The organism is Ditibartonella choladocola (genome assembly GCF_002007565.1).
GTDB classification, from domain to species: Bacteria; Pseudomonadota; Alphaproteobacteria; order Rhizobiales; family Rhizobiaceae; genus Bartonella; species Bartonella choladocola.
Genome location: NZ_CP015625.1, coordinates 2,401,960 through 2,424,119, shown reverse-complemented (window position 1 = coordinate 2,424,119; position 22,160 = coordinate 2,401,960). Strand labels below are relative to the sequence as shown.

Genomic DNA, 22,160 nt, shown 5'->3' with positions numbered 1-22,160 from the left:
TCTGTTTTTTTGAAACTTAACAGACCTGTAAGTAAATTATCAATATGCTGCAATCATAGATGTTACGTGTAAATGGAAATATTTTTCTAAAAAAATGGATTAAGGTAGAATAATGACACTAACTAAAGAAATGCCATCAAAAAAAGAGGCAGGGCAACGGGTAAGTAAACGACAGGTTTTATTGGAAACCGCCTTGCGACTGTTCAATGAACATGGTTACGCCAATGTTGGTGTGGACTGGATAGTAGGGGAAGCAAAGATTGCAAAGCCGACATTATACACCCAGTTCGGGACAAAAAATGGTCTCATAGAGGAAGCGTTAAAGCTCCGAGATGATAATTTTATGAAAAGCTTACAAACTTATGTCGACCAAGCGCCTGACGGAGCTGTTTCAAAAGTCACCGCTATTCTGGAGTGGCATAAAAAGTGGTTTACCGAACCCGATTTTTTTGGCTGTATGTTTATAAAAGCTTCGGAAGAGTTCGGAAAAACGAATGAACAGATTTCCGCAATCGTAAAAAAACATAAGGATTCTATTTATAACCTGATCCATCAGGTGATAGAGCCTGATTGCAAGGAAAAAACAGATCAAGTCGCTTCAATAATCATGATTATACTGGAAGGATTGATTGTTAATTATAATATTTACGGTGATTTAAAGCCGTATGAAGTAGCAACCACAACTGTAAAAGAATTGCTGAACTCAATAAGTCCTCGACTGAACAAGGATAAAAATAATGTATACGCTTCACATCGCAAATAAGAACTATTCGTCGTGGTCCTTAAGACCTTGGGTTCTTCTAAAGACATTGCAAATACCATTCAAAGAAAGCCAACATTTTCTTTCAGGGGACACCACCTATCGCAATTTCAAAACCTTTTCTCCATCAGGTAGAGTGCCGGTTCTCTATGATAACGATACCATCATTTGGGATAGTCTTGCGATAGTCGAATATCTTTTTGAAAAACATGACAGTGTTTGGCCAATGGATCGTCGCGCAAGAGCTTGGGCCAGAAGCGCAGCAGCAGAAATGCATTCTTCTTTCGAGGCGTTGAGAACACAATGCCAGATGAACTGCTCCGTCGAAGTGAAATTGAATGAAATACCCGAAAACCTCAAGAAGGACATTGACCGTATCGACGAGTTGTTTGAAAGTGGGCTGGATCAATTCGGTGGGCCTTATCTTTCGGGGCATGAATTTACTGCTGTTGATGCATTTTTCTGTCCCGTTGCATTTAGAGTTCGGGCATATAACTTACCTTTAAATACAAGATCCCGAAACTATCTGGATAAATTACTACAATTGCCTGCCATGGAGGAGTGGTTTGATTCAGCGATTAAAGAACCCCGATATGATGTCTACGAGCAGGCAACCAAACAATTCGGCTCCATCATAAAAGACATGCGTATTTAACTCTTCATTTGACAGGCTGTGTTCCATATATTTTCGCTATAAACCGGCTTTTACTGTAAAAAGCTTCAAACTACATTCTTTATTTCTTAAGAATTCGATATTTGAAGTGCAATTGACAATCATTGCGTTTCCTCTTGGCCGGACTGAGGGAGAAAAAAATCATTGTGAAATTTTTTAATTATCAGTCAGCTTCAATCCGATGTCGGTTTGTGGCGAGGAACTTTGCAAGTTTAGACATGAACGGGTTTTATTATCGATTGTTCATACAAATCTCGAACAAGAATCCGAGCGGCTCTATTCTTGCATTGAAAAACTGTTACGCTATTTCGTAAGCGTCAGGCGAGGGAAAAATGTCTATACCGCAAAATAAAGATGAATTGCTGAATGCAATCGAAACGGCTTTTTCCAAACTTGCCGAAGATTTGCGTAAAGTACCGGCAGATGTTTCCGGTTTGCCGCTCATGGAGGGGCATTCAAAAGGCGAGCTGATGAGTGTTTCAAATCTCGTTGCCTATCTTTTGGGGTGGAACAGGCTTGTCCTGAAATGGCTGGAAAGGGATGAAAAGGGCGAACCCGTCGATTTTCCTGAAACCGGCTTCAAGTGGAATGAACTTGGTGAACTCGCCAAAAAATTTTATTCCGATTATCAGAATGTTCCTTTTGCTGATCTTGTTGATCGGCTTTGTCAGGCAAAAAACCGGATTATTGTCGAAATTTCCAAACGGAATAACCGGAAGCTTTACGAAAAAGAGTGGTGCGGAAAATGGACAATGGGGAGGATGATCCAATTGAACACCTCTTCTCCCTATTCCAATGCGAGAAACCGCCTGCGGAAATGGTTAAAAAATCTGGCTGCTCAATAGCGATGATTTCAGAGTGCATAAATTGAAAAGCGAATAGACCGGTAGTCGCGCTTTTTTTAAACGACGATCAGGGAAGAAAACTCTGTGAGAAAAATAAAATGCCGCGGAGAGCAAGGAGCTTTCCGCGGCAATGATTTTTGTTTTTTTCAGGCTATTCGGATTTATTCTCGCCTTTATTTTGTTTGGCGCTGTCGTCCGTCAATTCATACCACATCGCATTCAATATTGCGAAAGCGGCAGCAAGCGGAAGGCCGAGAGCCCATGAAAAATACCACATGGAATTTCCTTTCAAGAGTAGCAATCAATAGGATTGCTTGTTTCCTTCGATTGTTTTGACGCTGACTTTTCCCCAAAGGATTTTGTAAACCCAGCTTGTATAGGCCAAGACTGTCGGAACAAAAATGACCGCGACAATCAGCATGACAAAGAGGGTGAAATGGCTTGAGGAAGAATCCCATACCGTAAGGCTCATCACCGGATCAATTGTTGAAGGCAGGATGAACGGGAACATTGCAACGCCAACACTTGCGATAATGCCGGCAATGCCAAGTCCGTTTGCGATAATGGCAAGAACCGGTTTTCTCATGGCAAGACATGCCACTGCCAATAGCGGTGCAACAAGTCCGATAATCGGAACAAGCCACAAGATCGGTGTTTGATGGTAATTGTCAAGCCAACCGGAAGCGTTGGTTGCAACCTGTTTCATCAACGGGTTTGAAGGGCCATTGGCAACCACACCACCGGTAATATGATAGCCGGTTGTTGCAAGGTTCAACAAAAGCCCGCACAAACCATAAAGAATGGTTGTGAGAACACCGGTAATCATGCCGATTTTGCGTACACGGCTGAAAATCGGATCGTCTGTTTTGACAGCAAGCCAGCTTGCCCCGTGGGTGAGCAGCATGACAATCGAAAGAACCCCGCAAAGGATTGCAAACGGGTTCAACAGTCCGAAGAACGAGCCGCGATAGAAAACCTGCATATCGGGTTTAATCTCGAAGGGAACACCTTGAAGCACATTGCCCATTGCAACGCCGAAAATCAGGCTTGGTACAAAGCCACCGACGAAAAGCAGCCAGTCCCAGGTTGACCGCCAGGTTTTGCTTTCGCGTTTGCTGCGGTATTTGAAGCCGACAGGACGCAGAATAATGCCAACGAGCACAAGAAACATGGCAATATAAAAGCCCGAAAACGAAACGGCGTAAAGTTGTGGCCAAGCGGCAAAAATTGCACCGCCTGCCAAAATCAACCATACCTGATTGCCTTCCCAAACCGGTCCGACTGTGTTGATGACGATGCGTCGTTCAAGATCGGTCTTGCCCACAAAGGGAAGCAACATACCGGTTCCCAGATCGAAACCGTCCATGACTGCAAAGCCGACAAGCACAATGCCAAGCAGCAGCCACCATATGATACGTAACACGTCATATGAAATCAAATCGTGCAAAATCATGATTTTATCCTTTAAGATAATGCTGTGGCAGAGGCGTTGTTTTGAACCTCGCTGTGCTCGTTAAGAACGTCCGGACCTTTTCTGATATATTTCAGCATCAAGCGGACTTCGACGACAAGAAGCGCAGTATAGAGGGCAACAAAGCCGCAAATTGTCAGGAACACTGTCGTAACGCCGAGGTTTGAAACGGCAACGGCGGTCGGAAGAATTCCTTCGATAATCCAGGGCTGACGTCCTATTTCGGCAACAACCCATCCACATTCGACAGAAACCCACGGAAGTGCGATGGCGCAAACAGCAAGTTTAAGCAACCAGCGCCTGTTTTCCAAACGATGACGTGCCGACAGATAGAAGAATGTCGCCATAATCAGGATAAGGGCAAAACCACAGGCAACCATGATACGGAAAGCCCAGAAGATAACCGGAACTTCCGGAACAAGATCCCATGCCGCTTTGCTGATCTGTTCGTCTGTTGCTGTCCGCGGATCATCGACATAGCGTTTCAACAAAAGTGCATAACCGAGTGAACGACCGTTATTTTCAAACTGGTCGATTGTTTCTTGCGGAACGGCTGCGCCTTTTGCCTGCTGGATTTTTTCCAGTGCATCATAAGCGAGGATACCTTGTCTGATCTCTTTTTCCGATTGTGCAACAAGATCCTTGATGCCAGGAATCTGTTCGTCAAACGAACGTGTGCCGATAATGCCCATGACCCACGGAATGTGGATAGCAAAATGGGTTTCGCGGTTTTTGACATCGGGAAGGCCGAACAATGTGAAAGAAGCCGGAGCTTTTTCAGTATCCCACATGGCTTCGATAGCAGCGAGTTTCATTTTCTGGTGTTCGCCGGAAAGGTAGCCGCTTTCATCCCCGAGAACTACAACGGAAAGCGAAGCAGCAAGACCGAACGATGCCGCAACTGTCATCGAGCGTTTGGCAATTTCTTTATAGCGACCTCTCAACAGGTACCAGGCTGAAACGCCAAGAACGAAAGCAGCGGCGGTTGTATAACCGGCTGAAACTGTGTGAACGAATTTCGCTTGCGCAACAGGGTTCAAAACAACCGAGGCGAAGTCGCCCATTTCCATACGCATGGTTTGCGGGTTGAAGGTGGAGGCAACCGGATTTTGCATCCAGCCATTGGCAACCAGAATCCACAAAGCCGAGAAGTTGGAGCCGAAGGCCACGCACCATGTGGCAATCAGGTGTTTAACCTTTGACATGCGGTCCCATCCGAAGAAGAACAGGCCGACAAAAGTTGCTTCCAAAAAGAAAGCCATCAAAGCTTCAATAGCCAAAGGTGCGCCGAAAATATCGCCGACATAATGGCTATAATAGCTCCAGTTCATGCCGAACTGGAATTCCATAACCACGCCGGTTGCGACCCCCAGCGCAAAATTTATACCAAACAGTAGTCCCCAAAACTTGGTCATATCCCGCCAGATCGTTCGACCTGTCATGACATAGACGCTTTCCATAATGGCAAGCAGGATTGATAATCCTAGTGTGAGTGGGACAAACAGAAAATGGTAAAGCGCAGTCGCGGCGAATTGGAACCGTGATAGGCTGACAATGTCAATATCCATAATTCAAGTCCTTACATTGAGTGTTTGTCATAATTGTCCTCGCGTAAACTTTCTAAAACGCGTTGATAGTTTTCGTTCGACCGCTCATAGTCGCCGGTGATGCGGGTGTGATCGAGTGTGATGATGCGGTCGCAACAGGTTGCTTCCCGTTTCAGGTGGGTGACAAGGAGCCAGCTTTTTTCACGCCCATAGTGCTTCATGCGCTCGAGAATATCGCGGGCGGTTCCGCCATCTATATTCTCTGTCGGCTCATCAAGTAGCCACAGGTCGCGTTTCTGCAGGAAAAGGCGTGCCAATGCGAAGCGTCGAGCCTGACCGGTAGAAAGACCGGTCTGGTTTTCACCGACGCTGCTATAAAGGCCGTCTTTGAGATTATCGAGATAGTCGTGTAGCCCCGCGCGCTCCATGGCCTCGACCATGTCTTCGTCAGAGGCGGTCACATTGGCAAGTTTCAGGTTCTCATGCAGAGTGTCTCTAAATATATAGGTATTTTGTTCCAATAATGCTGCTTTTATCGCTGCAATTTTTCCCTCGACAATCATATCTTTTGTCATGAAGAGCGAAATGAGCGAACTTTTGCCAGCACCATTGGGGCCAACAAAGGCTATTTTTTCTCCCGCGCTGACCGTGAAATGAATATCGTTCAAAACTGCCGGTAATTGTGGCTCGTAACTTGCCCGCTTGATGTTGGCCACAGCCACATAACTACATGGTGGTAACTCTTCGCGGGGTTTGGCGGGGTTGGTATTTCCACTTTCGACAAAGGGCGAAAGTCTGCGCAACGCCAATATATAGCGGCCAATCTCGCTACACCCCTGATAAAGCGGTTTGACAAGGTCATAAAGTGTCAGTGCGGCTAATATAGAAAGTACAGCAAGTGGCAGGCTGATCGAAACATAGCGATAGAGGAGAACGCTTGTGATAATAAGCCCGACAAAAATGAGCTTGTCGACAAAAGCACTGATTGCTTCAATGGCGAGTTGCCGTCTTTTCAACGAAACATCACTTGTTGCAAGGCTGTCTTCCGTGTTCATGACATGATTGGTGAAAGATTGCTGGCAGCCATTCATAACAAGGTCGGTCTGGCCGGAAAGAAGTGCGATCACACGTGTGCGCAGGCTTTCACGGCGTATTGCAAGAGAGGCTGAACGCTTTTCGTCAAGTTTTATGGAAAGGCAGGAAAAAACAATGACAATGGCAAAAATTACAAGTCCGAAGCCAAGCCCCAAGCCCAAATGAACGGAAGAAAGTACGGCTATAATTGTAAAAATTGCAACCAGTGCAACAATGGAAGGGACGATAAGTTTCAGATAAATAAGCTCGTAACTATCAATATCGCCGGTTAGACGGTGCAACAGCCGTGCCGGACGCATGGCAAGATCTCGCAAGGATTTTCTTTGTGCAATCGTTTTGAAGAGTTGCAGCCGCAGGCCTCTACTTTGCATGAATGTCGCATCATGATTGACAAGCCGTTCTGCGTAGCGCGCGCCGGTTCTCAAAAGCGCGAAAAACCGTATCGCAGCCGAGGGCATAAAAACATCGAAAACACGTGTTGCCGCAATCGTCAAACCGGCTATTCCGGTTGCTGTAATAAACCAGCCGGATAAGCAAAGAAGACCGATTGTTGACAGGGCTGTGAGAATGGCAAAGAGAAGCCCCCACAGCATTTTTTTGCGGATAATTTTGTCGCGAGGCGCAATGAGAGCGAGAATTGTTTTCATCTTTCGCTCTCCCGACAGTTCACTTCCGGCGAAAGTTCGATCACCCTGTCCATACGCTTGAAAAGTTCCGGATCGTGGGTTGCAACAAGAAGGCTATTTCCTCCGGAAATTTTTATGAGTGCATCTATAACAATCTTTGCACTTTCAGGGTCGAGATGGGCAGTCGGTTCGTCAATGAGAAGGATATTGCGGCCTTTTTCCAGTGCCAGCCGCACTAAAGAAAGGCGGGCGGCTTCCCCACCCGAAACGCCGGTTCCACCTTCACCAAGGCGCTGGTATTTGCGCTCATTGGCGAAATCGTGCAAATTGGCAAGATCGAGATAGTCGTCAATATTATCGAATTTTCTGTTGAATGTTATATTGGACAAAATTGACTGGTCGAACCAATAGGGTTTTGCTCCCATCCAGCCGATTTTGGCCCGGATTTCATCTATATTTGTGCCATTGACGGTCAAGCCGTTGACTTTGATTACCCCCTTGTCGGCCTGAATGAGACCGGCAATGAGCGCCAGCAAAACCGATTTTCCCGCACCACTTTTTCCTGTGAGTGCAACTTTTTCTTGCCTGCCGATTTTGAGTGAAAAGTTTTTGAAAACCGGTTTTTCGGGAATAAAGCCGAATGAGATATTATCAATTTCGATTGCAGTGCCACTTTTCGGGGAAGCTATTTCTTTTGGCTTGCTGTCATATGATGGCTGAACATCTGGTGATTGTTGAAAATTTGGTAATTGCTCAACATTAGAAGATTGATGAACAATCGTCTCTCCCTTGCCAACAAGTTTTGTGAAATTTTCCATGGCCGCTTTACCTGCAACACGGTCGTGCCAGACACTTGCAAGTTCGCGCAAGGGTTCAAAAAAACTCGGAGCAAGCAAAAGAATAAACAGTCCTTCGGCAAGGCTGAGCTTGTTTCCCCAAAAGCCGATGGTAATGACACCTAAAAGATGAAAACCGATATAGACGGCCATCAAAGCGACACCGAGAGCCGAAAAAAGTTCCAGCACTGCCGACGACAAAAAAGCAATGCGTAACACCTTCATTGTGCGTGTAATGAGGTCGTCGGATTGGCGGGCAAGGCGTTTCGCACTCCAGAAAGTGGCATCAAGAATGCGCAATGTCTTTATGCCGCGCAAACGATCAAGCAGATAGCCGTTCATCTCGCCCATTTCCTGCCATTGCTCTTTTGCCGCTTTTTGAGCTTTGGCGCCGATAATGGCCCAAAAGAGCGGGATGATCGGTGCGGTTATAAAAAGCAGCAAACAGGCAAGCCATGAAAACGGCAATACCAGACAAAGAATGACAAGCGGAACAACAGCAGCGCGCACCATCAGGGGGCGGTATTTCGCATTCCATGAAACGAGTGTCTCTCCCTGATCGACAAGAATATTGGCTGCCTCGCCGCCCGGCATACGTTTTTTACTTAGAGGAGAAAGAAAATTGAGGTGGGTCAAGCCGCGTTTGCGCCAGCCATTCAGGTTCTCGCGGGAATTTTTGAAGAGGTCAAGTTCGCTATAATAGCCGAGACAAGCTTTGATTGCTGCAAGTACAATAATAGCGCAACCGGCAATGATGATGGTTGATAACGCCCCGTCTGCTTTGGCAACAATCAGGCTTAATAAAGCAGCTTCGGCAATCCAGAAGAGCGGCAAAAGACTGAATATGATTTGCGGCAGGGTAAGCCTTGGCTGGAGACCGGCTCTTTCATTTTCCATATCAATTTGACCCGCTTTCACAGTCAAAACATATAAGATCGTTGCGGCAGATTGCCGCAAACACTTACGTCCTCACTTCTTTGTATTTCAGGATTAGGCGTTATCGAATGAATGATAATTATATAGGTATGAGCTCTTGAGCTTTTTATACAAGAGCGGAACGCGTTTTAAAAATTGTATTTGCAAATGTGATTTATTTATTTAAGCTATAAATCATAAGAGGGAACACTTGGGGAACGACTGATGAATCTGGCACAATTGAATTATGTTCTCGCTGTGGCACAGACAGGCAATTTTACTGTGGCGGCAAAAAACTGCCATGTGACGCAGCCAACCTTGTCAAACAGCATTGCCCAGCTTGAAGACGAGTTTCAGGCACGCATTTTCTCGCGCACGACGCGCCGTGTCGGACTTACCCCTTTCGGGCAACATATTATGCCCTATATCGAAAAGCTGATCGAGGCTAATTTCAATCTCGTCGACGAAAGCAAGAAATTCAACAATCAGGAAACAAATGTTATCAGAATTGGCAAATCGCCTTTGATGAGCTGCCAATATCTTTCAGCCGTTATGAATGATTTTCGCACTCGAAATCCGGACAGCGAAATTGTGTTATGCGAACGCAATAGCGGCGATCTCATCGACTTGCTGGAGCAAGGCGAAGTCGATTTTGTCTTTGACGTTGCGCCGGAAAAAAAGCCGACAAGAGCAAGCGAGTTTCTTTATGAAGAGCCGCTTTATTTCATACCGAGCACGGCAAAGCCGATCAGAAATGTCAATGTGGTGCATTTCTCCGATATTGCCGATGAAGTTTTTGTCATGGTCGACGACGAATCCGGATTGACCAAGTTTATCAGGGAAATGTTCGGGCACCACAATCATGTTCTGAAAGAATATACCGGTAAAACAGTTTCCTATCGTGAACTGGAAAACTGGGCACATTGCGGGCTGGGTGCAGCACTCTTGCCAAAATCGGCAATCACCATGACATCCGGTCAGCGTTATATTTTGTGCGATCAGGATGAGCGCCCGATACAAATCCGCTATGAAGCAACGTGGAAGAAAAATATTCCGGTTGCGAGCGGAAAATTGAAAAATTTCCTAAAACAGTAACTAAAACAGGAATTTTGAACAATCAACGAAACTTCTAGCTCTATTTTAGAGGAATATTTTTCCAAAATATCATTGTGATGCGAATCATATCGCTTGCTAACGCTATATAGAGAAAATTTTACCTGAACAGCGATCAGGGAAACCGACATGCTCAGAGCTATCCAATTATCCAAGTTTAAATGAAAGTGGAATTTTCAAGGTTGAAAACCTTGATCGGACAATGTGATTTTCGGGTAAGAAATGTCGGTCGATTTCTGTGTTCATCGAAACTGCGTGAAGGTTAATTGACTTTGATGCTCATCGTCTAAGCTGTTTGAATGTGGGTCTGTTTCTAAACTGCTTGAAGGCTAACAGAAGTGTATATTGCTTGAACGTTAATTACGCCTACAAAGCGGGGACTGAAATGCCCCGCCGAGTGAGCGGGCTTGATTGCCCCCTACAGTCAATTCTTTATTTGTAGCTTGACGGGCAACAGTCCTTTAATTCCTGCTTTGCCTGACGTTTTGCAAAAAGGCTTGAGAGAACAGCAAGGAAAAGTGCTGCAAAAGAAAGGCAAGCACCTGCCCAGTTCGGCGAGGCATAGCCGAAGCCAAGGGCGATCACCAAACCACCGAGCCATGACCCCAGCGCATTACCAAGGTTGAAAAAGCCGATATTGACTGCCGAAGCAAGATTGGCACCGCCGGCAGCTTTTGCTCTATCCATAACAAGGCGCTGGATTGGCGAGACGCTCGCAAAACCGAAAGCAGCCATGAAAAATATAGAGAATACATCGGCAATTTTGTTGCCAATTGTAAAGTAGAAAAACAGCATCACAACGGCTTGAGCGAAGAGCGTAATATAAAGAACCGGCATTAATGCACGGTCGGCAAATTTGCCACCTAAATAATTGCCGACAAACAAGCCTCCCCCAAAAATGAACAGAAGAAACGTAACACCCTGATCGGAAAAATGACCAAGCTCTTTGGCCATCGGGGCAATATAGGTAATCGAGGTGAAAAATGCTGCGGGGCCTAAAATAGTAATGCCCATGGCAAGAAGAACATGAACATCGCCAAAAACAAAAAGTTCATTTTTCAATGATTGTTCATGATGTTGCAGCTGTTTTGGAACCAGTCTCGACGTTGCAACAAAAGCAAGCACACCGATAAGTGTAATGAGATAAAAAGTGGTGCGCCATGACGTTACATGGCTGAACCATGTACCGGCAGGAACGCCGATAAAATTGGCGGCTGTCATGCCGCTGAACATGAAGGCGATTGCGCTGGTTCGCTTATCTTGAGGGACGAGGTCGGCGGCAAGCACAGAAGCAATACCGATGAAAACCCCGTGGCAAAGCGAATTGATAACCCGCCCGAAAATGGCGGTGGTGAAATTGGGTGCAAGAGCAGTCAGGAAATTTCCGACGATGAAAAATGTCAATGCAATAAGCAGCAGTTTTTTCTTTTCGACATTGCTTCCCAATATGATGATGATCGGTGTTCCGAAAAATACACCCAATGCATAAGAGGTTGCCATGAAACCGGCAGCCGAAACCGAAATATGAAAATCTGCCTGAATGGCAGGTAAAAGGCCGGAAATAATATATTCTGTTGTGCCGATACCGAAAGCGGCGATTGCAAAAGCCCATAAAGCAGCTGGCATAATGATATTCCCTGATTTGTTAGATACAAGAAACAGCTAGGTGAGTAGTGAAAAATATGCTAGAAGGTACTTAATAGGGACATAGATACCAAAAGGTGACTATTATGCCAAAAAACACCAATGAAAACCTTGTCTTTGTCGAAACCTGTCCGGCACGAAGAATTATGGAATTATTTTCGGTCAAATGGAAAAGCATGCTTCTGCACGCATTGTTCCATTGGCCGAATGGAAAATGTCGCACTGGTGAACTGCAACGCGCTTTACCCGGAATTTCCAAAAAAATGATGATCCAGACATTGCGTGATCTTGAACAAGGGGGGCTGGTTCGCCGCCATGTCTATACGGTTGTTCCCCCAAAGGTTGAATATTCGCTCACCCCGCTTGGAAAAAGATTTTGCGAGCCGGTTGAAATGCTGTTTGATTGGGGAAAAAGCAATTGCGACGCATTGGAAAAATTTGAAAAAAACCGGCAGAAGAACGCAAAACCGGAATAGAACTCCGTTCGTCAAAGGGTGGCAAAACCAAAGTGAAAACACCCGCGCAAAGAGCTGGCAAAACAATGGCTATTTTTTCTTGCTTGGGTTTGCGGGAAACCTCGGGCGAGTAAGGGAAACGCAAAAAAAATTGACTACCTGTTCTTGTCCTTTCCGTTTACCACAGTCAGGATTTTCAAGGAACAAAATTGTTGGCAATGCTCATGTGGTGGATATTATTGCGGCTATTCATCCCCACATATGTTTTATCCGGTTTTTTAAAACACTCATATAAAGGAGGGGGATTTTCATTCCCGTCCTTTTAAAATCCGGTTCACGTCTTCTTTATCAACCGGGTAGCGGTTAAGATCAGCCAAGGCGGCGGGCAGCCGCACGAACCGCGCTATCAAGCAAATAGCCGATCAATCCGATAAGTAGGATGGTTGACATCAGCTCAGGATAAGCAAGCCGGTCGCGTGTATCGAGAATGAAATAGCCGAGGCCTGCCGAGACACCCAACATTTCACACGGTACAATGATAATCCATGCAATGCCGATAGCCAAGCGGATCCCCGTCATCATATGGCTCAGAATCCCTGGAAAAACCACATAGAGCAATGTTTCACTTTGTGTTGCAGCAAGGCTTTTTGCAACCAGCAGAAAATGCCGGTCAAGTTGTTTGACACCTGCTGCCGTGTTGAACATAATCGGCCAGACAGTTGCAAAGGTGAGAAGAAAATAGATCGGCTTGTCGCCAATGCCGAAAACCATCACGGCAATCGGCATCCACGACAATGGCGAGATCATGCGCAGAAACTGGAATGCCGGACCGGTCGCTCTTTCCACCCATGGTTTGGCGCCGATCAAAAGCCCGACAGGCACGCCTATGATAAGCGCAAAAACCAATCCGACAACAATGCGTTTAAGGCTGATGAGAGCGTGAAGAAATAAGTCCGAGCCGGTTAACAAGTGCCATAAAGTCGGTAATGTTTCCTCAACCGAAAAGCGGCTTGCAAAGCTGTTTTTGGGGCTCAAAACATCTGTTCCAAGCCACCAGAGGAAAAGAAGTACAACAAGTCCCGACAAACCGGACAAATGGCGAAGACAGCTTTTCATCACGCTTTCTCCCCGTTAAACTTCAATCTCTTCATTGCGCACGAAACTGTCTTTCATGCCGAAAGCGGGAAGTCCGCCAACTTCGCTTAATGCGTGTTTGACAAATTGGTCATCGACAAGGTCTTTTGCCGCAAAAGCCGGATCAAGTGTTTCAAGAAACGCGTTATCACCCTCAATCAAAGTGTCTTTCAGCCGTCTTACCAGTTCTTCCGTGTAGCTCGGATAAGGATAGGGTTGAAAATCTATGCGCTTTTCAAGCCAGTCTGGGTGAATGATTGCACCCGATTTTTCATAAAACCGATTGTCTTCTTCGCTTGAAACAAGAACACGTTTGAGAACATCGGAACCGAAAGGCATATATTTGTTCGGATTTTCTTTGGAAAGAAGAAGCGCTGTTTCCTCGCGGTTCTTTGCTGTCCATAACTGCGCTTTGACCATGGCCGATACAACTTTTTGCGACCATTCGGGACGCTCTTTCAGGTCGTTTTCCTGCATGCAGACAAGACAGCAAGCGTGGTCACGCCAGACATCGGCTGTAAATCTTGCAAGTTTTGAAACTTTGGCCGCTTCACCCGCCGCATTGAAGGGTTCAGCAACGATAAAGCCCGAAACTTGACCATTGGCAACTGCCGGTATCATATCCGATGGTGCCATTATCACCATATTGACTTCATTTTTTTCAATTGTGCCGCTTTTTCTCGAAACGGGTGTCAAGCCGTTTTTGCGCAAGATCATTTGCAAAACGACCGTGTGGATTGAATACCAGAATGGAATAGCAACGTTTTTGCCACCAAGATCGGAAATGGAATTGATGTCATTGGCGACAGAAAAACCGGAGCCGCTCATATGGTTCCAGGCAACGACTTTAAGCGGCGCTTTGCTTGAATAGCGTGCCCAGATGGCGATTGGCGAAAGAACATGCATCACATTGATCTGGCCGGCAAAAAAAGCTTCTACAATTTGTGACCAGCTACGGAAGAGAACCGGTTTTTCAGCTTTCAAGCCTTCGCTTTCAAAAAAACCTTTACCATGAGCCACAAGCAGTGCTGTTGCATCGGTGATTGGCAAATAACCGACTTTTACCGGCTCATCCTTTTCTTGTGATTTTGCTCTTCCAATATTTAAAAATGGCAAAGCGCCACTTGCCGTCAATAAAGCCGATAGCCGCAAAATGTCGCGGCGGGAAAAATATTCATCTTTCATATTTCATCTCTTTTTTAAGTCCTGCATCTCTTAAAGCTGCAAGAATTTCGATACGGATTTTGCCGAGTTCTTCGACAAAGTTATTGCGGGGTTTCGGGAAATTGATTGTCCATGTGCCGATGATGTTTGCCGGTTTTCCGCCAAGCAGAATAACCCGTTCGCTAACAAGCAATGCTTCGTCAATATCGTGCGTGACAAGAAGCGTTGAGGCGGAGAATTCTTTCACCAGTTTAATCAGCAGATTTTGCATATCCTGCCGTGTCAATTCATCAAGTGCGCCAAACGGTTCGTCCAGAAATAGCACTTCCGGATTTCTTGCAAAACAACGCGCCAGTCCTGCCCGCTGTGCCATGCCGCCGGAAAGCTCGGAAGGTCTTAGTTTGCGTGCATAATCAAGCCCCACTTCGTGGATCGCTTTATTCACCCGATTTTGCCGTTCGCTTTTTTCAAGCTTTTCACGGTTTTTGAAATCGAGGCCAAAGGCCACATTTTTTTCCAATGTCAGCCACGGCAATAAACCCGGATTTTGAAAGGCTACCGCAATATTCGGGTCAACACGGGTAAGCTCTTTACCGTGAACAAAAATATGGCCGCCATTCGGCTTTTGCAGGCCGGAAAGCACACGTAAAAGGCTCGATTTTCCGACACCGCTTGGCCCCAGAATGGAAACTGTTTCATTTCTTCCGATTGCAAGGTTGAAATTTTCAAGAATAGGGGGCGCATCGTCGCGATACCGCAAAACGATGTTTTTGGCTTCAAGAAGGGGAGCTTTTTCTGTCATGAATTTGAATTGATAAAAGGGTTAATCACGCCAAGGCTTTTTTAAGCTGCGTGACACTGGGGGTAATAATGGGAACAAAACTTGCTTCGCGCAAACGACGGGGAAATCCTTCGGCAGTCTCTATGAGATAAGCGCCGCCACCGCGGGTTTCCAATTCAAGCAGAACCGCTTTCCAGAGCCAGTCTGTCAAACTGATGCGGAGCTTGAATAGATCTTCGGGAGCACTAACAAAATGGTTGTTGTTTACACCTTTGATAAGCGCATTGCGCAGGCTTGAAAGCTCTTTTTCTGTCTCGTCTATGTCGCCTTTGAGCGACGTTCTTCGGGCATTGAAATGCTTTTTGGCTTCGTCAATAAAGCGCGCCGCCAATCCTGAAAATAGACCGCATTGAAGCGCGATAAAAGCAGGACGCAGTGTTTTTAGCCATTCGGCAATATTGTCATGCAAAATCCTGTCAGCCGTCAAAGCGACATTATCCATGGTGATCGCTTTTGTACCGCTTGAACGCAAAGCCAGTAAATCGAGCGATTGGACATTTACCCCCTTGTCGCTGTTTTCAAGGCTGAAGACAACAGCGCGCCCGTTATCAAGTTCGGCGGCACAGGCTGCAAAAAAGCCTTGGCAGTCGATATTTGTAATCCACGGCATTTTGCCGGTGAGGTGATAAATGCCATTCTCAAACGAAGCAAAATTTTCCATTTTTTCCAAGCCGGAAAGATGCTTCATCAAATTGGAAAGACCGGCAGAACCGGCCATTTTACCTGATGCCAAAAGCGGCAATTGGCGGTGTTTGAGTGCTTCATTCGGGCTTTGCAAAACGCATTCGATATAAGCGCGGTGCGCCCATAAGACGAAGGCAGCCGTGAACGAGGAATAGGCAATGTCGGAAATCGTCAAAATAGCGTCAACAATGGTTTTGCCATCGCCACCGAATTTTTCCGGTACGCCAATACCTGTCAAATTTTCTTCTGCCAAGTGCTTCAATATAATTTTCGAGGATTGAAACCTGGTGTCCCATTCCTCTGCTTGGGCTTCAGCCCATGGATAGAGCTTCATAAAACCCTTCGGATCAGACGATAACACTTTCAAAATAGCCTATTGATGAGGGGGGAGGTAAAAGACAAGCAGCGCTTTTTCTCGCCGCTTTTTGAAGAAAGGCGCGATTGAAAAAGGTTGAATTGTAAAGGAAGAGACATTTTAATTCCCCGCAAACTTGCTATGGACGCCGTTAATATTTCTTTTTTTTCAGAAATGTTCAACCTCTAATTTTTTTCATTAAGAAAATCTGCATGAATTTTTTAAAAATTTTAAATGAAAAAAGCCGTTTTAAAATCGGAGACGAGGCGAAAAATCACATGACTATTGCGTAAAGGAGGCAAGTTTGCGTCGCACAAAAGCGGAATTATTCTGTTGTTGAACAATTTACGATTAGCAATACGGTTTTTTTAAAAAAAATAGTTTTTTAAATTTCCGGTAAAAACCGGAAGCAACATAATTTTTTGCCGGAAGGGGTGAAGCGGCAATTTTCAACCGGCAAATCACCATTCATTTTCCAAACGGCAAATTACTGCAATTCCGTTTTGGATAAAACAAAAAGCAGGCAATGATTATCATAAAAAACAAGAACTGCGAAAGGGAGACAGCGAGAGAGACAGCGAGGTGGAGATAGCGAGGTGGGGATTGCGAGATTGGGACAGCAAAGTGGAGACAGCGAGATGGGGACAGTGAGAGGGAGATAGCGAGAGGGAGATAGCGAGAGGGAGACAGCGAGGTGGAGACAGCGAGGTGGAGATTGCGAGGTGGAGACAGCGAGAGGGAGATAGCGAAGTGGAGACAGCAAGATGGGGACAGCGAGGTGGATACAGCAAGGTGTGGGGATTGCGAGATGGGGACAGCGAGGTGGAGACAGCGAGAGGGAGACAGCAAGGTGGGGACAGCGAAGTGGCGACAGCGAGGTGGGGATTGCGAGATTGGGACTGCGCGATAGTGTCATCATTCGGGCAGTCCTTTTTTCAAAAGCAATTTTCAACAAAGAAAAAAGAGATTTATGAGGTTCTGATGCATTCATCAAAAAATCGGCTATGTCGAGATTTATGCAGTCTTAAATCTCGACACAGTTTTTCAGTCTTTGACGAGCATATCCGCATTGATGTCGGTTATTTTCTTGGCTCCGGTCAGCGTCATGGCAACACGCATTTCCTTGGCTATGAGATCAAGCATATTGGCAACGCCCTTTTCGCCATCGGTCGCCAATGCGTAAGCAAAGGCACGGCCAAGCATAACCGTATCGGCTCCAAGAGCAATCATGCGCACAACATCAAGGCCTGAGCGCACACCGCCGTCAACGAGAACTTTGAGATCGGGTTTCAAGACTTCGGCAATTTTTGGCAATGCCCTGACGGTAGAAGGCACACCATCAAGCTGGCGCCCGCCATGGTTGGAAACAATAACCCCATCTGCTCCGAAACGCACAGCATCGCGGGCATCTTCAACGTCGAGAATGCCTTTGATAAGCATTGGTCCCTTCCAGAATTCGCGAATCCATTCAAGATCTTTCCAGCTTATCGACGGGTCGAAATTGGCGCCAAGCCAACCGATATAATCTTCCAGATTGGTCGGTTTCCCGCGATAGGTGGAAATATTGCCAAGGTCGTGCGGCCGTCCCATGACGCCGACATCATAAGCCCAGGCAGGATGAAGAACGGCTTGCGTATATTGGCGCAATTTCGCAAACGGGCCAGACATGCCGGAATGGCGGTCGCGATAACGGGCACCGGGAACCGGCATATCGACAGTGAAAACCAGCGTTTTGATTCCTTGTGCGACAGCACGTTCAAGAACATTTTTCATGAAACCACGGTCTTTGAGAACATAAAGCTGGAACCAGATCGGGTTTGGAACTTGTGACTGGACTTCTTCAATCGGGCAGACAGAAACAGTCGAAAGTGTAAAGGGAATGCCGCGTGATTGGGCGGCCTTTGCAGCCTGAACTTCACCTCGGCGCGCATACATGCCGGTAAGCCCCACCGGTGAAAGTGCCACCGGCATTTTCATCTTTTCGCCGAAAAGCTCGGTTTCAAGACTAAGTTCCGACATATTTTTCAAAATGCGTTGGCGAAGCGCAATATCGGAAAGATCGGTTGTGTTGCGTTGCAGGGTACGTTCTGCATAAGCCCCGCCATCAATATAATGGAAAAGGAATGGAGGAAGTTTGCGCCGCGCACCTTCGCGATAATCCGAGATAGAAGATATAATCATTTCGTTACCCGTCTTGGTTGTGTTATGGCTCGAATGCCGGAGCCAATTCGGCAAAGAGATGAATAAAAATTTTATCCTTTGAAAATGTTGATATTAACATTGTGTGTTATTCGGGGGGCGTAATAAAATTCACCTGTTACGCGCCCCCCCGAAAATCCACGTGATCTTCCAGTTTTATTTCTATGTTTCAAAAAGACTTTCAGTATTTCCGATATTAACAAGAAATAGTAACGGGAAGTAAAATCAATATTACGGGATCATCCACGAAAGAACATATCCCTGAAGCGTTGTCATAATACCGGCAATGGCACAAAGCCCCAGCGAATATTTGACAGTGTAGCGGAAGAGGTCGGATTCTTTCCCGACAAGTCCCACAGCCGCACAGGCAATTGCAATTGACTGCGGCGAAATCATTTTGCCGGTAACCCCGCCCGTACTGTTGACTGCAACAAGCAGAATATCGGAAACGCCGATTTGATGGGCTGTGGTTGCTTGCAAAGCACCGAACAGAGCATTGGAAGACGTATCCGAACCGGTCACAAAAACACCAAGCCATCCGAGAAATGGCGAAAAGAATGTAAAACTTTTGCCCGTATGTGACAAAGCCAGTGCCAAAGTGGAAGAAAGCCCCGAATAATTGGCAATGAAAGCAAAAGCAAGAACAATGCCGATCGAATAAATCGGAAGGGCAAGTTCTTTGAGCGTCATGCCGAAAACGCCAATGGCACGAGCAGGGCGCATTTTCAAAACAAAAGTACTGACGATTGCGGCAAGGATAATCGCAGTTCCCGTAGCGGAAAACCAGTCGAATTTATAAACGGCGCTGATTTTGGCATCTGTTGCAACAATGGGCGCTGTTTTGACAATGATATTATTGAGGAATGATACGTCGAAACTCAACACCCAGCTTTCCAAGGCACCGCCTTTGGCAAAAAGTTTTTTGAAAGGCGCAATGCTCCAAACCATAACAAAAATGGTCAATATGATAAAAGGCGACCATGCTTTGACAATTTCTCCTATTGAATAATGGGGAACATCTTCTTTGGGGGCAGCTTCGTTTTCGTCAAAACGGAAAATGCGTTTTGGCTGCCAGAAACGCAAGAACAGCGGCAAAACAACGAGTGTGGCAATAGCGGCTGTAATATCAGGCAATTCCGGCCCGAAATAATTGGATGTCAGGAATTGGACAATCGCAAATGTGCCGCCACCGACAAGCACAGCAGGCCAGGTTTCACGAACACCACGAAAACCATCCATGATAACAACAAGCAGGAAGGGAACAAATATCGAAAGAAAAGGCAATTGACGCCCTGCCATCTGGCTTAATAAAAACGGGTCGAGATTTGAAACCTGTCCGGCAACAATAATCGGAATGCCCATAGCGCCGAAGGCAACCGGAGCGGTATTGGCAATAAGACAAAGACCGGCTGCATAAAGCGGGCGAAAGCCCAAGCCGGCAAGGAGCGCCGCAGTAATGGCAACCGGCGCACCGAAACCGGCAGCACCTTCAAGAAAAGCGCCGAAAGCAAACCCCACCAGAATGAGCTGCAAGCGCTGGTCTTCGGTAATCCCTAGAATGGAATGACGAACAATGTTGAAGTCACCGGTGACAACCGAAATTTTATAAAGAAACACTGCTCCAACAATTATCCATGCGATTGGCCAAAGACCGTAGAAAAAGCCATAAATCGCAGAAGAAACCGCCGGTCCTATCGGCATACCATAGACAAAAACGGCAATCAGGAATGACAGGATAACAGTGATTGTACCAGCCACATGCCCTTTCATACGAAGAAGAGTCAAAGCCAGAAAAAAGAAAATAATCGGTATTGCGGCAATTAATGCCGAAAGCCAAATATTTCCAATCGGAATATAATTCTGCATCCACGTCATTGTCTTGTCCTCCCAATACGTGCGCGATAAATGTTATCTGGTAAATAATAAGGCTGAAGAAAACTAAAACGTCAATTTAATTAAGTTTAAATTTTTCGTATATGAACCGGAAATGTTTTTTTATTGGAAAATATGTAAATTTTTATTGTAAAAATTGTAAAAATGGACGTTTTTTTAAGAGAAAATCCGTTTTTTAAGACATTTGGCAATCGTGTTCCATGATTTTTTGCGGCTATACGCTTAAGCTTCCACAAAACAGGTGGATAGGTATTGGTTTTCCGTGTTCCGCAAAGCGGATAAACACGGTTTTCCTATTAAAGCGGCAGTTTTTTGAATAAAGCCACAATTTTTGAATAAAATGCCGATCTAACAAAGAAGTGTGGTCTCGAAGGGAAGTTGACTCTTAAAAAGGGATAAAGGCCGGTTTTGACGAGTGCTGTTTTTTTCACCTTTATAGCGGAAAAGGGGAAAAGAAAAATCTGACTTCTTTCACCTCTTTGACAGTCGAAAAAGGCCGGGCATTTTTTTTAAAACTATGCCACCACTTGTTAGAGCCGATATGTCACCCATACCGGCTTTTCTTTCACTTATATTTTTCACTGCTCACTGGTTACGTGTCAGGTATTTATCACGGCTCACCAGTTAGGTATTCATCACCGTTCAGGGGTGAAGGGAATCTCGTAAATATTGATGTTCTGTTTTGGCCTTTCCAGCTATCAAGCCGGAATGTCGAACTCATCAAAATCTTTTTCGGTTTTTCCCTGTGCAATAAGTTCGTTATAATATTTGCCTCGAATTTTTTCGATTTCCGTGCTGGCAAGCCCGAGACGCCAATATCCGATGGCTTTGATATTCTGCTTTTTCACATTGCAGTTCACCATAAAATGTTTCCTGATTGCACGGGCTTCTTCCCGTTCGCAGGCAATCCAGATATGGCAATTTTCGGCATCGCTCATCTTTTCAGCCGAATGAACAAGAAAGCCGGTTTGCCCCGGATGTTCTTTTTCCTTTCTGACATAGCTATGTATGTCTACCCCCTTTATATCGGGCAGTTCACCGGCTGCTTCTGCCGTGGCGGATTCGATATAGATTTCGGCTTCGGTATTTTCCGGCCAATGGGAAAGAATGGAAAAAACCGCTGGAATGGCGGTTTCATCGGCAAAAAGCTTCAGCTTTTTATTTTTATATTCTTCTGTTGAAAATTGCGGGCGCGGACCAATCAAATAAGCATGCGCACCGGTTTTCAAAGTTTGAAGCCAGTTGATAGCGGGGCTTTCCCCTTCATGTTTGACAAAATCGACTTCGATTTCATGTGTCTTGGGATCAAAAGAACGGATTGTATAAATCCGGTAAACCTTGCGGCCTTGTCCGGTTTCGTCAATCTCGAAGCGAACGGCAACATTTGCCTGTTGCCATTCAATCGGGTTCGTCGGGTTGATTGTTCCGGTCAAGCGGACGAGATGGGGAAAAGGTTCATAAATCCGGTTGACCGTGAGTTCGAGACGCTCCATCCCGTCCATGTGGTTTTCCGGCGTTAGTTCAGCCGCATTCCTGTTTTCTGTTTTTTCCATCTCTTAAGCTCCCGTGCCGATTGTTTTTTTTTGTCATAAAATATAGATGAATAAAAATGAATGTAATAGTCAAGTTTTAATAAGCCGGTATTGAAGGAAATATTCATGTCTGTCAATCAGGTTTTCATGTCGTTTACCGGCTTGATGGAAGTTTACCAGAATAAACAGTCCTTTCATTGGAAGACCGGTAAGACAAAAAATACCAAGTGCCTTCAAATTGCGCCTGTTGGCGGACAAGGTGACGATTAATTTTCCCACAAAAAGCGTGCTCTCCAATTTTCCCATAAGGAGTATGCCGTCCGCATTCTTTCTTAGAAAGACTGTTCTGTCCCATTCTTTCCGGCAAAGACTGTGCTG

Annotated in this window: 20 protein-coding genes; 7 read left to right on the top strand and 13 right to left on the bottom strand. The window is 45.7% G+C overall.

Annotation, left to right across the window (positions count from 1 at the left end; genetic code table 11):
* Positions 1–112: 112 nt before the first annotated feature.
* From BBC0122_RS10550 to BBC0122_RS10540, 3 genes are all read left to right on the top strand, one after another.
* Entirely contained in the window at positions 113–763 is a 651-nt protein-coding gene (locus BBC0122_RS10550; protein ID WP_077993662.1) for a TetR/AcrR family transcriptional regulator, read from the top strand.
* Entirely contained in the window at positions 738–1,415 is a 678-nt protein-coding gene (locus BBC0122_RS10545) for a glutathione S-transferase family protein (protein ID WP_077993660.1), read from the top strand. The genes BBC0122_RS10550 and BBC0122_RS10545 overlap by 26 nt, the downstream gene beginning before the upstream one ends.
* A gap of 350 nt (positions 1,416–1,765) precedes the next feature.
* Entirely contained in the window at positions 1,766–2,278 is a 513-nt protein-coding gene (locus tag BBC0122_RS10540) for a ClbS/DfsB family four-helix bundle protein (protein WP_077993658.1), read from the top strand.
* Between the two features lie 151 nt (positions 2,279–2,429).
* Here BBC0122_RS10540 and cydX read toward each other — a convergent pair whose 3' ends face one another.
* The 5 genes from cydX to cydD are packed head-to-tail and all read right to left on the bottom strand — an operon-like array spanning position 2,430 to position 8,750.
* On the bottom strand, positions 2,430–2,555 hold the full coding sequence (gene cydX, locus BBC0122_RS10535) for a cytochrome bd-I oxidase subunit CydX (RefSeq protein ID WP_077993656.1): 126 nt from the start codon (positions 2,553–2,555) through the stop codon (positions 2,430–2,432).
* 24 nt (positions 2,556–2,579) lie between these two features.
* Entirely contained in the window at positions 2,580–3,731 is a 1,152-nt protein-coding gene (cydB, locus tag BBC0122_RS10530; RefSeq protein WP_077993654.1) for a cytochrome d ubiquinol oxidase subunit II, read from the bottom strand.
* Positions 3,732–3,742: 11 nt separating this feature from the next.
* Positions 3,743–5,317 (bottom strand): cytochrome ubiquinol oxidase subunit I, encoded by a 1,575-nt coding sequence (locus BBC0122_RS10525; RefSeq protein ID WP_077993652.1) that lies wholly within the window; start codon positions 5,315–5,317, stop codon positions 3,743–3,745.
* Between the two features lie 11 nt (positions 5,318–5,328).
* Entirely contained in the window at positions 5,329–7,038 is a 1,710-nt protein-coding gene (locus tag BBC0122_RS10520) for an amino acid ABC transporter ATP-binding/permease protein (RefSeq protein ID WP_077993650.1), read from the bottom strand.
* On the bottom strand, positions 7,035–8,750 hold the full coding sequence (gene cydD / locus BBC0122_RS10515) for a thiol reductant ABC exporter subunit CydD (RefSeq protein WP_149866693.1): 1,716 nt from the start codon (positions 8,748–8,750) through the stop codon (positions 7,035–7,037). Before cydD ends, BBC0122_RS10520 begins: the two co-directional genes overlap by 4 nt.
* A gap of 243 nt (positions 8,751–8,993) precedes the next feature.
* Here cydD and BBC0122_RS10510 point away from each other — a divergent pair, with 243 nt between their 5' ends.
* Positions 8,994–9,863, top strand: a complete 870-nt coding sequence (locus BBC0122_RS10510; RefSeq protein ID WP_077993647.1) for a LysR family transcriptional regulator — start codon at positions 8,994–8,996, stop codon at positions 9,861–9,863.
* A 450-nt stretch (positions 9,864–10,313) separates the two neighbouring features.
* Here BBC0122_RS10510 and BBC0122_RS10505 read toward each other — a convergent pair whose 3' ends face one another.
* On the bottom strand, positions 10,314–11,507 hold the full coding sequence (locus BBC0122_RS10505) for an MFS transporter (RefSeq protein ID WP_077993645.1): 1,194 nt from the start codon (positions 11,505–11,507) through the stop codon (positions 10,314–10,316).
* Between the two features lie 104 nt (positions 11,508–11,611).
* On the opposite strand from BBC0122_RS10505, the gene BBC0122_RS10500 reads away from it, so the two are divergent.
* Positions 11,612–12,001, top strand: coding sequence for a winged helix-turn-helix transcriptional regulator (locus tag BBC0122_RS10500; RefSeq protein ID WP_077993643.1), 390 nt, complete (start codon positions 11,612–11,614; stop codon positions 11,999–12,001).
* Between the two features lie 348 nt (positions 12,002–12,349).
* Here BBC0122_RS10500 and BBC0122_RS10495 read toward each other — a convergent pair whose 3' ends face one another.
* From BBC0122_RS10495 to BBC0122_RS10480, 4 genes are read right to left on the bottom strand one after another with little or no spacing between them, the layout of a single operon-like run.
* The gene (locus BBC0122_RS10495; RefSeq protein WP_077993640.1) at positions 12,350–13,096 is read right to left on the bottom strand and encodes an ABC transporter permease; all 747 of its coding nucleotides are present in this window, start codon (positions 13,094–13,096) and stop codon (positions 12,350–12,352) included.
* A 15-nt stretch (positions 13,097–13,111) separates the two neighbouring features.
* Positions 13,112–14,299, bottom strand: a complete 1,188-nt coding sequence (locus BBC0122_RS10490; RefSeq protein ID WP_077993638.1) for an ABC transporter substrate-binding protein — start codon at positions 14,297–14,299, stop codon at positions 13,112–13,114.
* A complete protein-coding gene (locus BBC0122_RS10485; RefSeq protein ID WP_077993636.1) occupies positions 14,289–15,080 on the bottom strand; it encodes an ABC transporter ATP-binding protein in 792 nt (263 codons plus the stop codon). The genes BBC0122_RS10490 and BBC0122_RS10485 overlap by 11 nt, the downstream gene beginning before the upstream one ends.
* A 25-nt stretch (positions 15,081–15,105) precedes the next feature.
* Positions 15,106–16,137, bottom strand: a complete 1,032-nt coding sequence (locus BBC0122_RS10480) for an acyl-CoA dehydrogenase family protein (protein ID WP_077993635.1) — start codon at positions 16,135–16,137, stop codon at positions 15,106–15,108.
* A gap of 785 nt (positions 16,138–16,922) precedes the next feature.
* Here BBC0122_RS10480 and BBC0122_RS13105 point away from each other — a divergent pair.
* Complete coding sequence (locus BBC0122_RS13105; RefSeq protein ID WP_077993634.1) at positions 16,923–17,132, top strand: hypothetical protein; 210 nt, start codon at positions 16,923–16,925, stop codon at positions 17,130–17,132.
* Positions 17,133–17,202: 70 nt separating this feature from the next.
* Here BBC0122_RS13105 and lldD read toward each other — a convergent pair whose 3' ends face one another.
* From lldD to BBC0122_RS10460, 3 genes are all read right to left on the bottom strand, one after another.
* A complete protein-coding gene (lldD, locus tag BBC0122_RS10470; protein WP_077993631.1) occupies positions 17,203–18,339 on the bottom strand; it encodes an FMN-dependent L-lactate dehydrogenase LldD in 1,137 nt (378 codons plus the stop codon).
* Between the two features lie 249 nt (positions 18,340–18,588).
* Positions 18,589–20,232: a lactate permease LctP family transporter gene (locus tag BBC0122_RS10465; RefSeq protein ID WP_077993624.1), complete on the bottom strand. Its 1,644-nt coding sequence runs from the start codon at positions 20,230–20,232 to the stop codon at positions 18,589–18,591.
* 716 nt (positions 20,233–20,948) lie between these two features.
* Complete coding sequence (locus tag BBC0122_RS10460) at positions 20,949–21,803, bottom strand: siderophore-interacting protein (RefSeq protein WP_077993622.1); 855 nt, start codon at positions 21,801–21,803, stop codon at positions 20,949–20,951.
* Positions 21,804–21,908: 105 nt separating this feature from the next.
* Between BBC0122_RS10460 and BBC0122_RS13055 the strand changes: the two genes are divergently transcribed.
* Positions 21,909–22,052 carry a hypothetical protein gene (locus tag BBC0122_RS13055; protein ID WP_188318044.1) on the top strand — a complete coding sequence of 48 codons (144 nt, stop codon included), beginning with the start codon at positions 21,909–21,911 and terminating at the stop codon, positions 22,050–22,052.
* Positions 22,053–22,160: the final 108 nt, after the last annotated feature.

Coding starts and splice junctions, on each gene's coding strand:
- BBC0122_RS10540 (WP_077993658.1), top strand. CDS start 1,766: ATGTCTATACCGCAAAATAAAGATGAATTGCTGAATGCAATCGAAACG.
- cydD (WP_149866693.1), bottom strand. CDS start 8,750: ATGGAAAATGAAAGAGCCGGTCTCCAGCCAAGGCTTACCCTGCCGCAA.
- lldD (WP_077993631.1), bottom strand. CDS start 18,339: ATGATTATATCTTCTATCTCGGATTATCGCGAAGGTGCGCGGCGCAAA.
- BBC0122_RS10550 (WP_077993662.1), top strand. CDS start 113: ATGACACTAACTAAAGAAATGCCATCAAAAAAAGAGGCAGGGCAACGG.
- BBC0122_RS10525 (WP_077993652.1), bottom strand. CDS start 5,317: ATGGATATTGACATTGTCAGCCTATCACGGTTCCAATTCGCCGCGACT.
- BBC0122_RS10490 (WP_077993638.1), bottom strand. CDS start 14,299: ATGAAAGATGAATATTTTTCCCGCCGCGACATTTTGCGGCTATCGGCT.
- BBC0122_RS10545 (WP_077993660.1), top strand. CDS start 738: ATGTATACGCTTCACATCGCAAATAAGAACTATTCGTCGTGGTCCTTA.
- BBC0122_RS10500 (WP_077993643.1), top strand. CDS start 11,612: ATGCCAAAAAACACCAATGAAAACCTTGTCTTTGTCGAAACCTGTCCG.
- BBC0122_RS10485 (WP_077993636.1), bottom strand. CDS start 15,080: ATGACAGAAAAAGCTCCCCTTCTTGAAGCCAAAAACATCGTTTTGCGG.
- cydB (WP_077993654.1), bottom strand. CDS start 3,731: ATGATTTTGCACGATTTGATTTCATATGACGTGTTACGTATCATATGG.
- BBC0122_RS10510 (WP_077993647.1), top strand. CDS start 8,994: ATGAATCTGGCACAATTGAATTATGTTCTCGCTGTGGCACAGACAGGC.
- BBC0122_RS10460 (WP_077993622.1), bottom strand. CDS start 21,803: ATGGAAAAAACAGAAAACAGGAATGCGGCTGAACTAACGCCGGAAAAC.
- BBC0122_RS10505 (WP_077993645.1), bottom strand. CDS start 11,507: ATGCCAGCTGCTTTATGGGCTTTTGCAATCGCCGCTTTCGGTATCGGC.
- cydX (WP_077993656.1), bottom strand. CDS start 2,555: ATGTGGTATTTTTCATGGGCTCTCGGCCTTCCGCTTGCTGCCGCTTTC.
- BBC0122_RS10495 (WP_077993640.1), bottom strand. CDS start 13,096: ATGAAAAGCTGTCTTCGCCATTTGTCCGGTTTGTCGGGACTTGTTGTA.
- BBC0122_RS10520 (WP_077993650.1), bottom strand. CDS start 7,038: ATGAAAACAATTCTCGCTCTCATTGCGCCTCGCGACAAAATTATCCGC.
- BBC0122_RS13055 (WP_188318044.1), top strand. CDS start 21,909: ATGTCTGTCAATCAGGTTTTCATGTCGTTTACCGGCTTGATGGAAGTT.
- BBC0122_RS10480 (WP_077993635.1), bottom strand. CDS start 16,137: ATGAAGCTCTATCCATGGGCTGAAGCCCAAGCAGAGGAATGGGACACC.
- BBC0122_RS13105 (WP_077993634.1), top strand. CDS start 16,923: ATGGGGACAGCGAGGTGGATACAGCAAGGTGTGGGGATTGCGAGATGG.
- BBC0122_RS10465 (WP_077993624.1), bottom strand. CDS start 20,232: ATGACGTGGATGCAGAATTATATTCCGATTGGAAATATTTGGCTTTCG.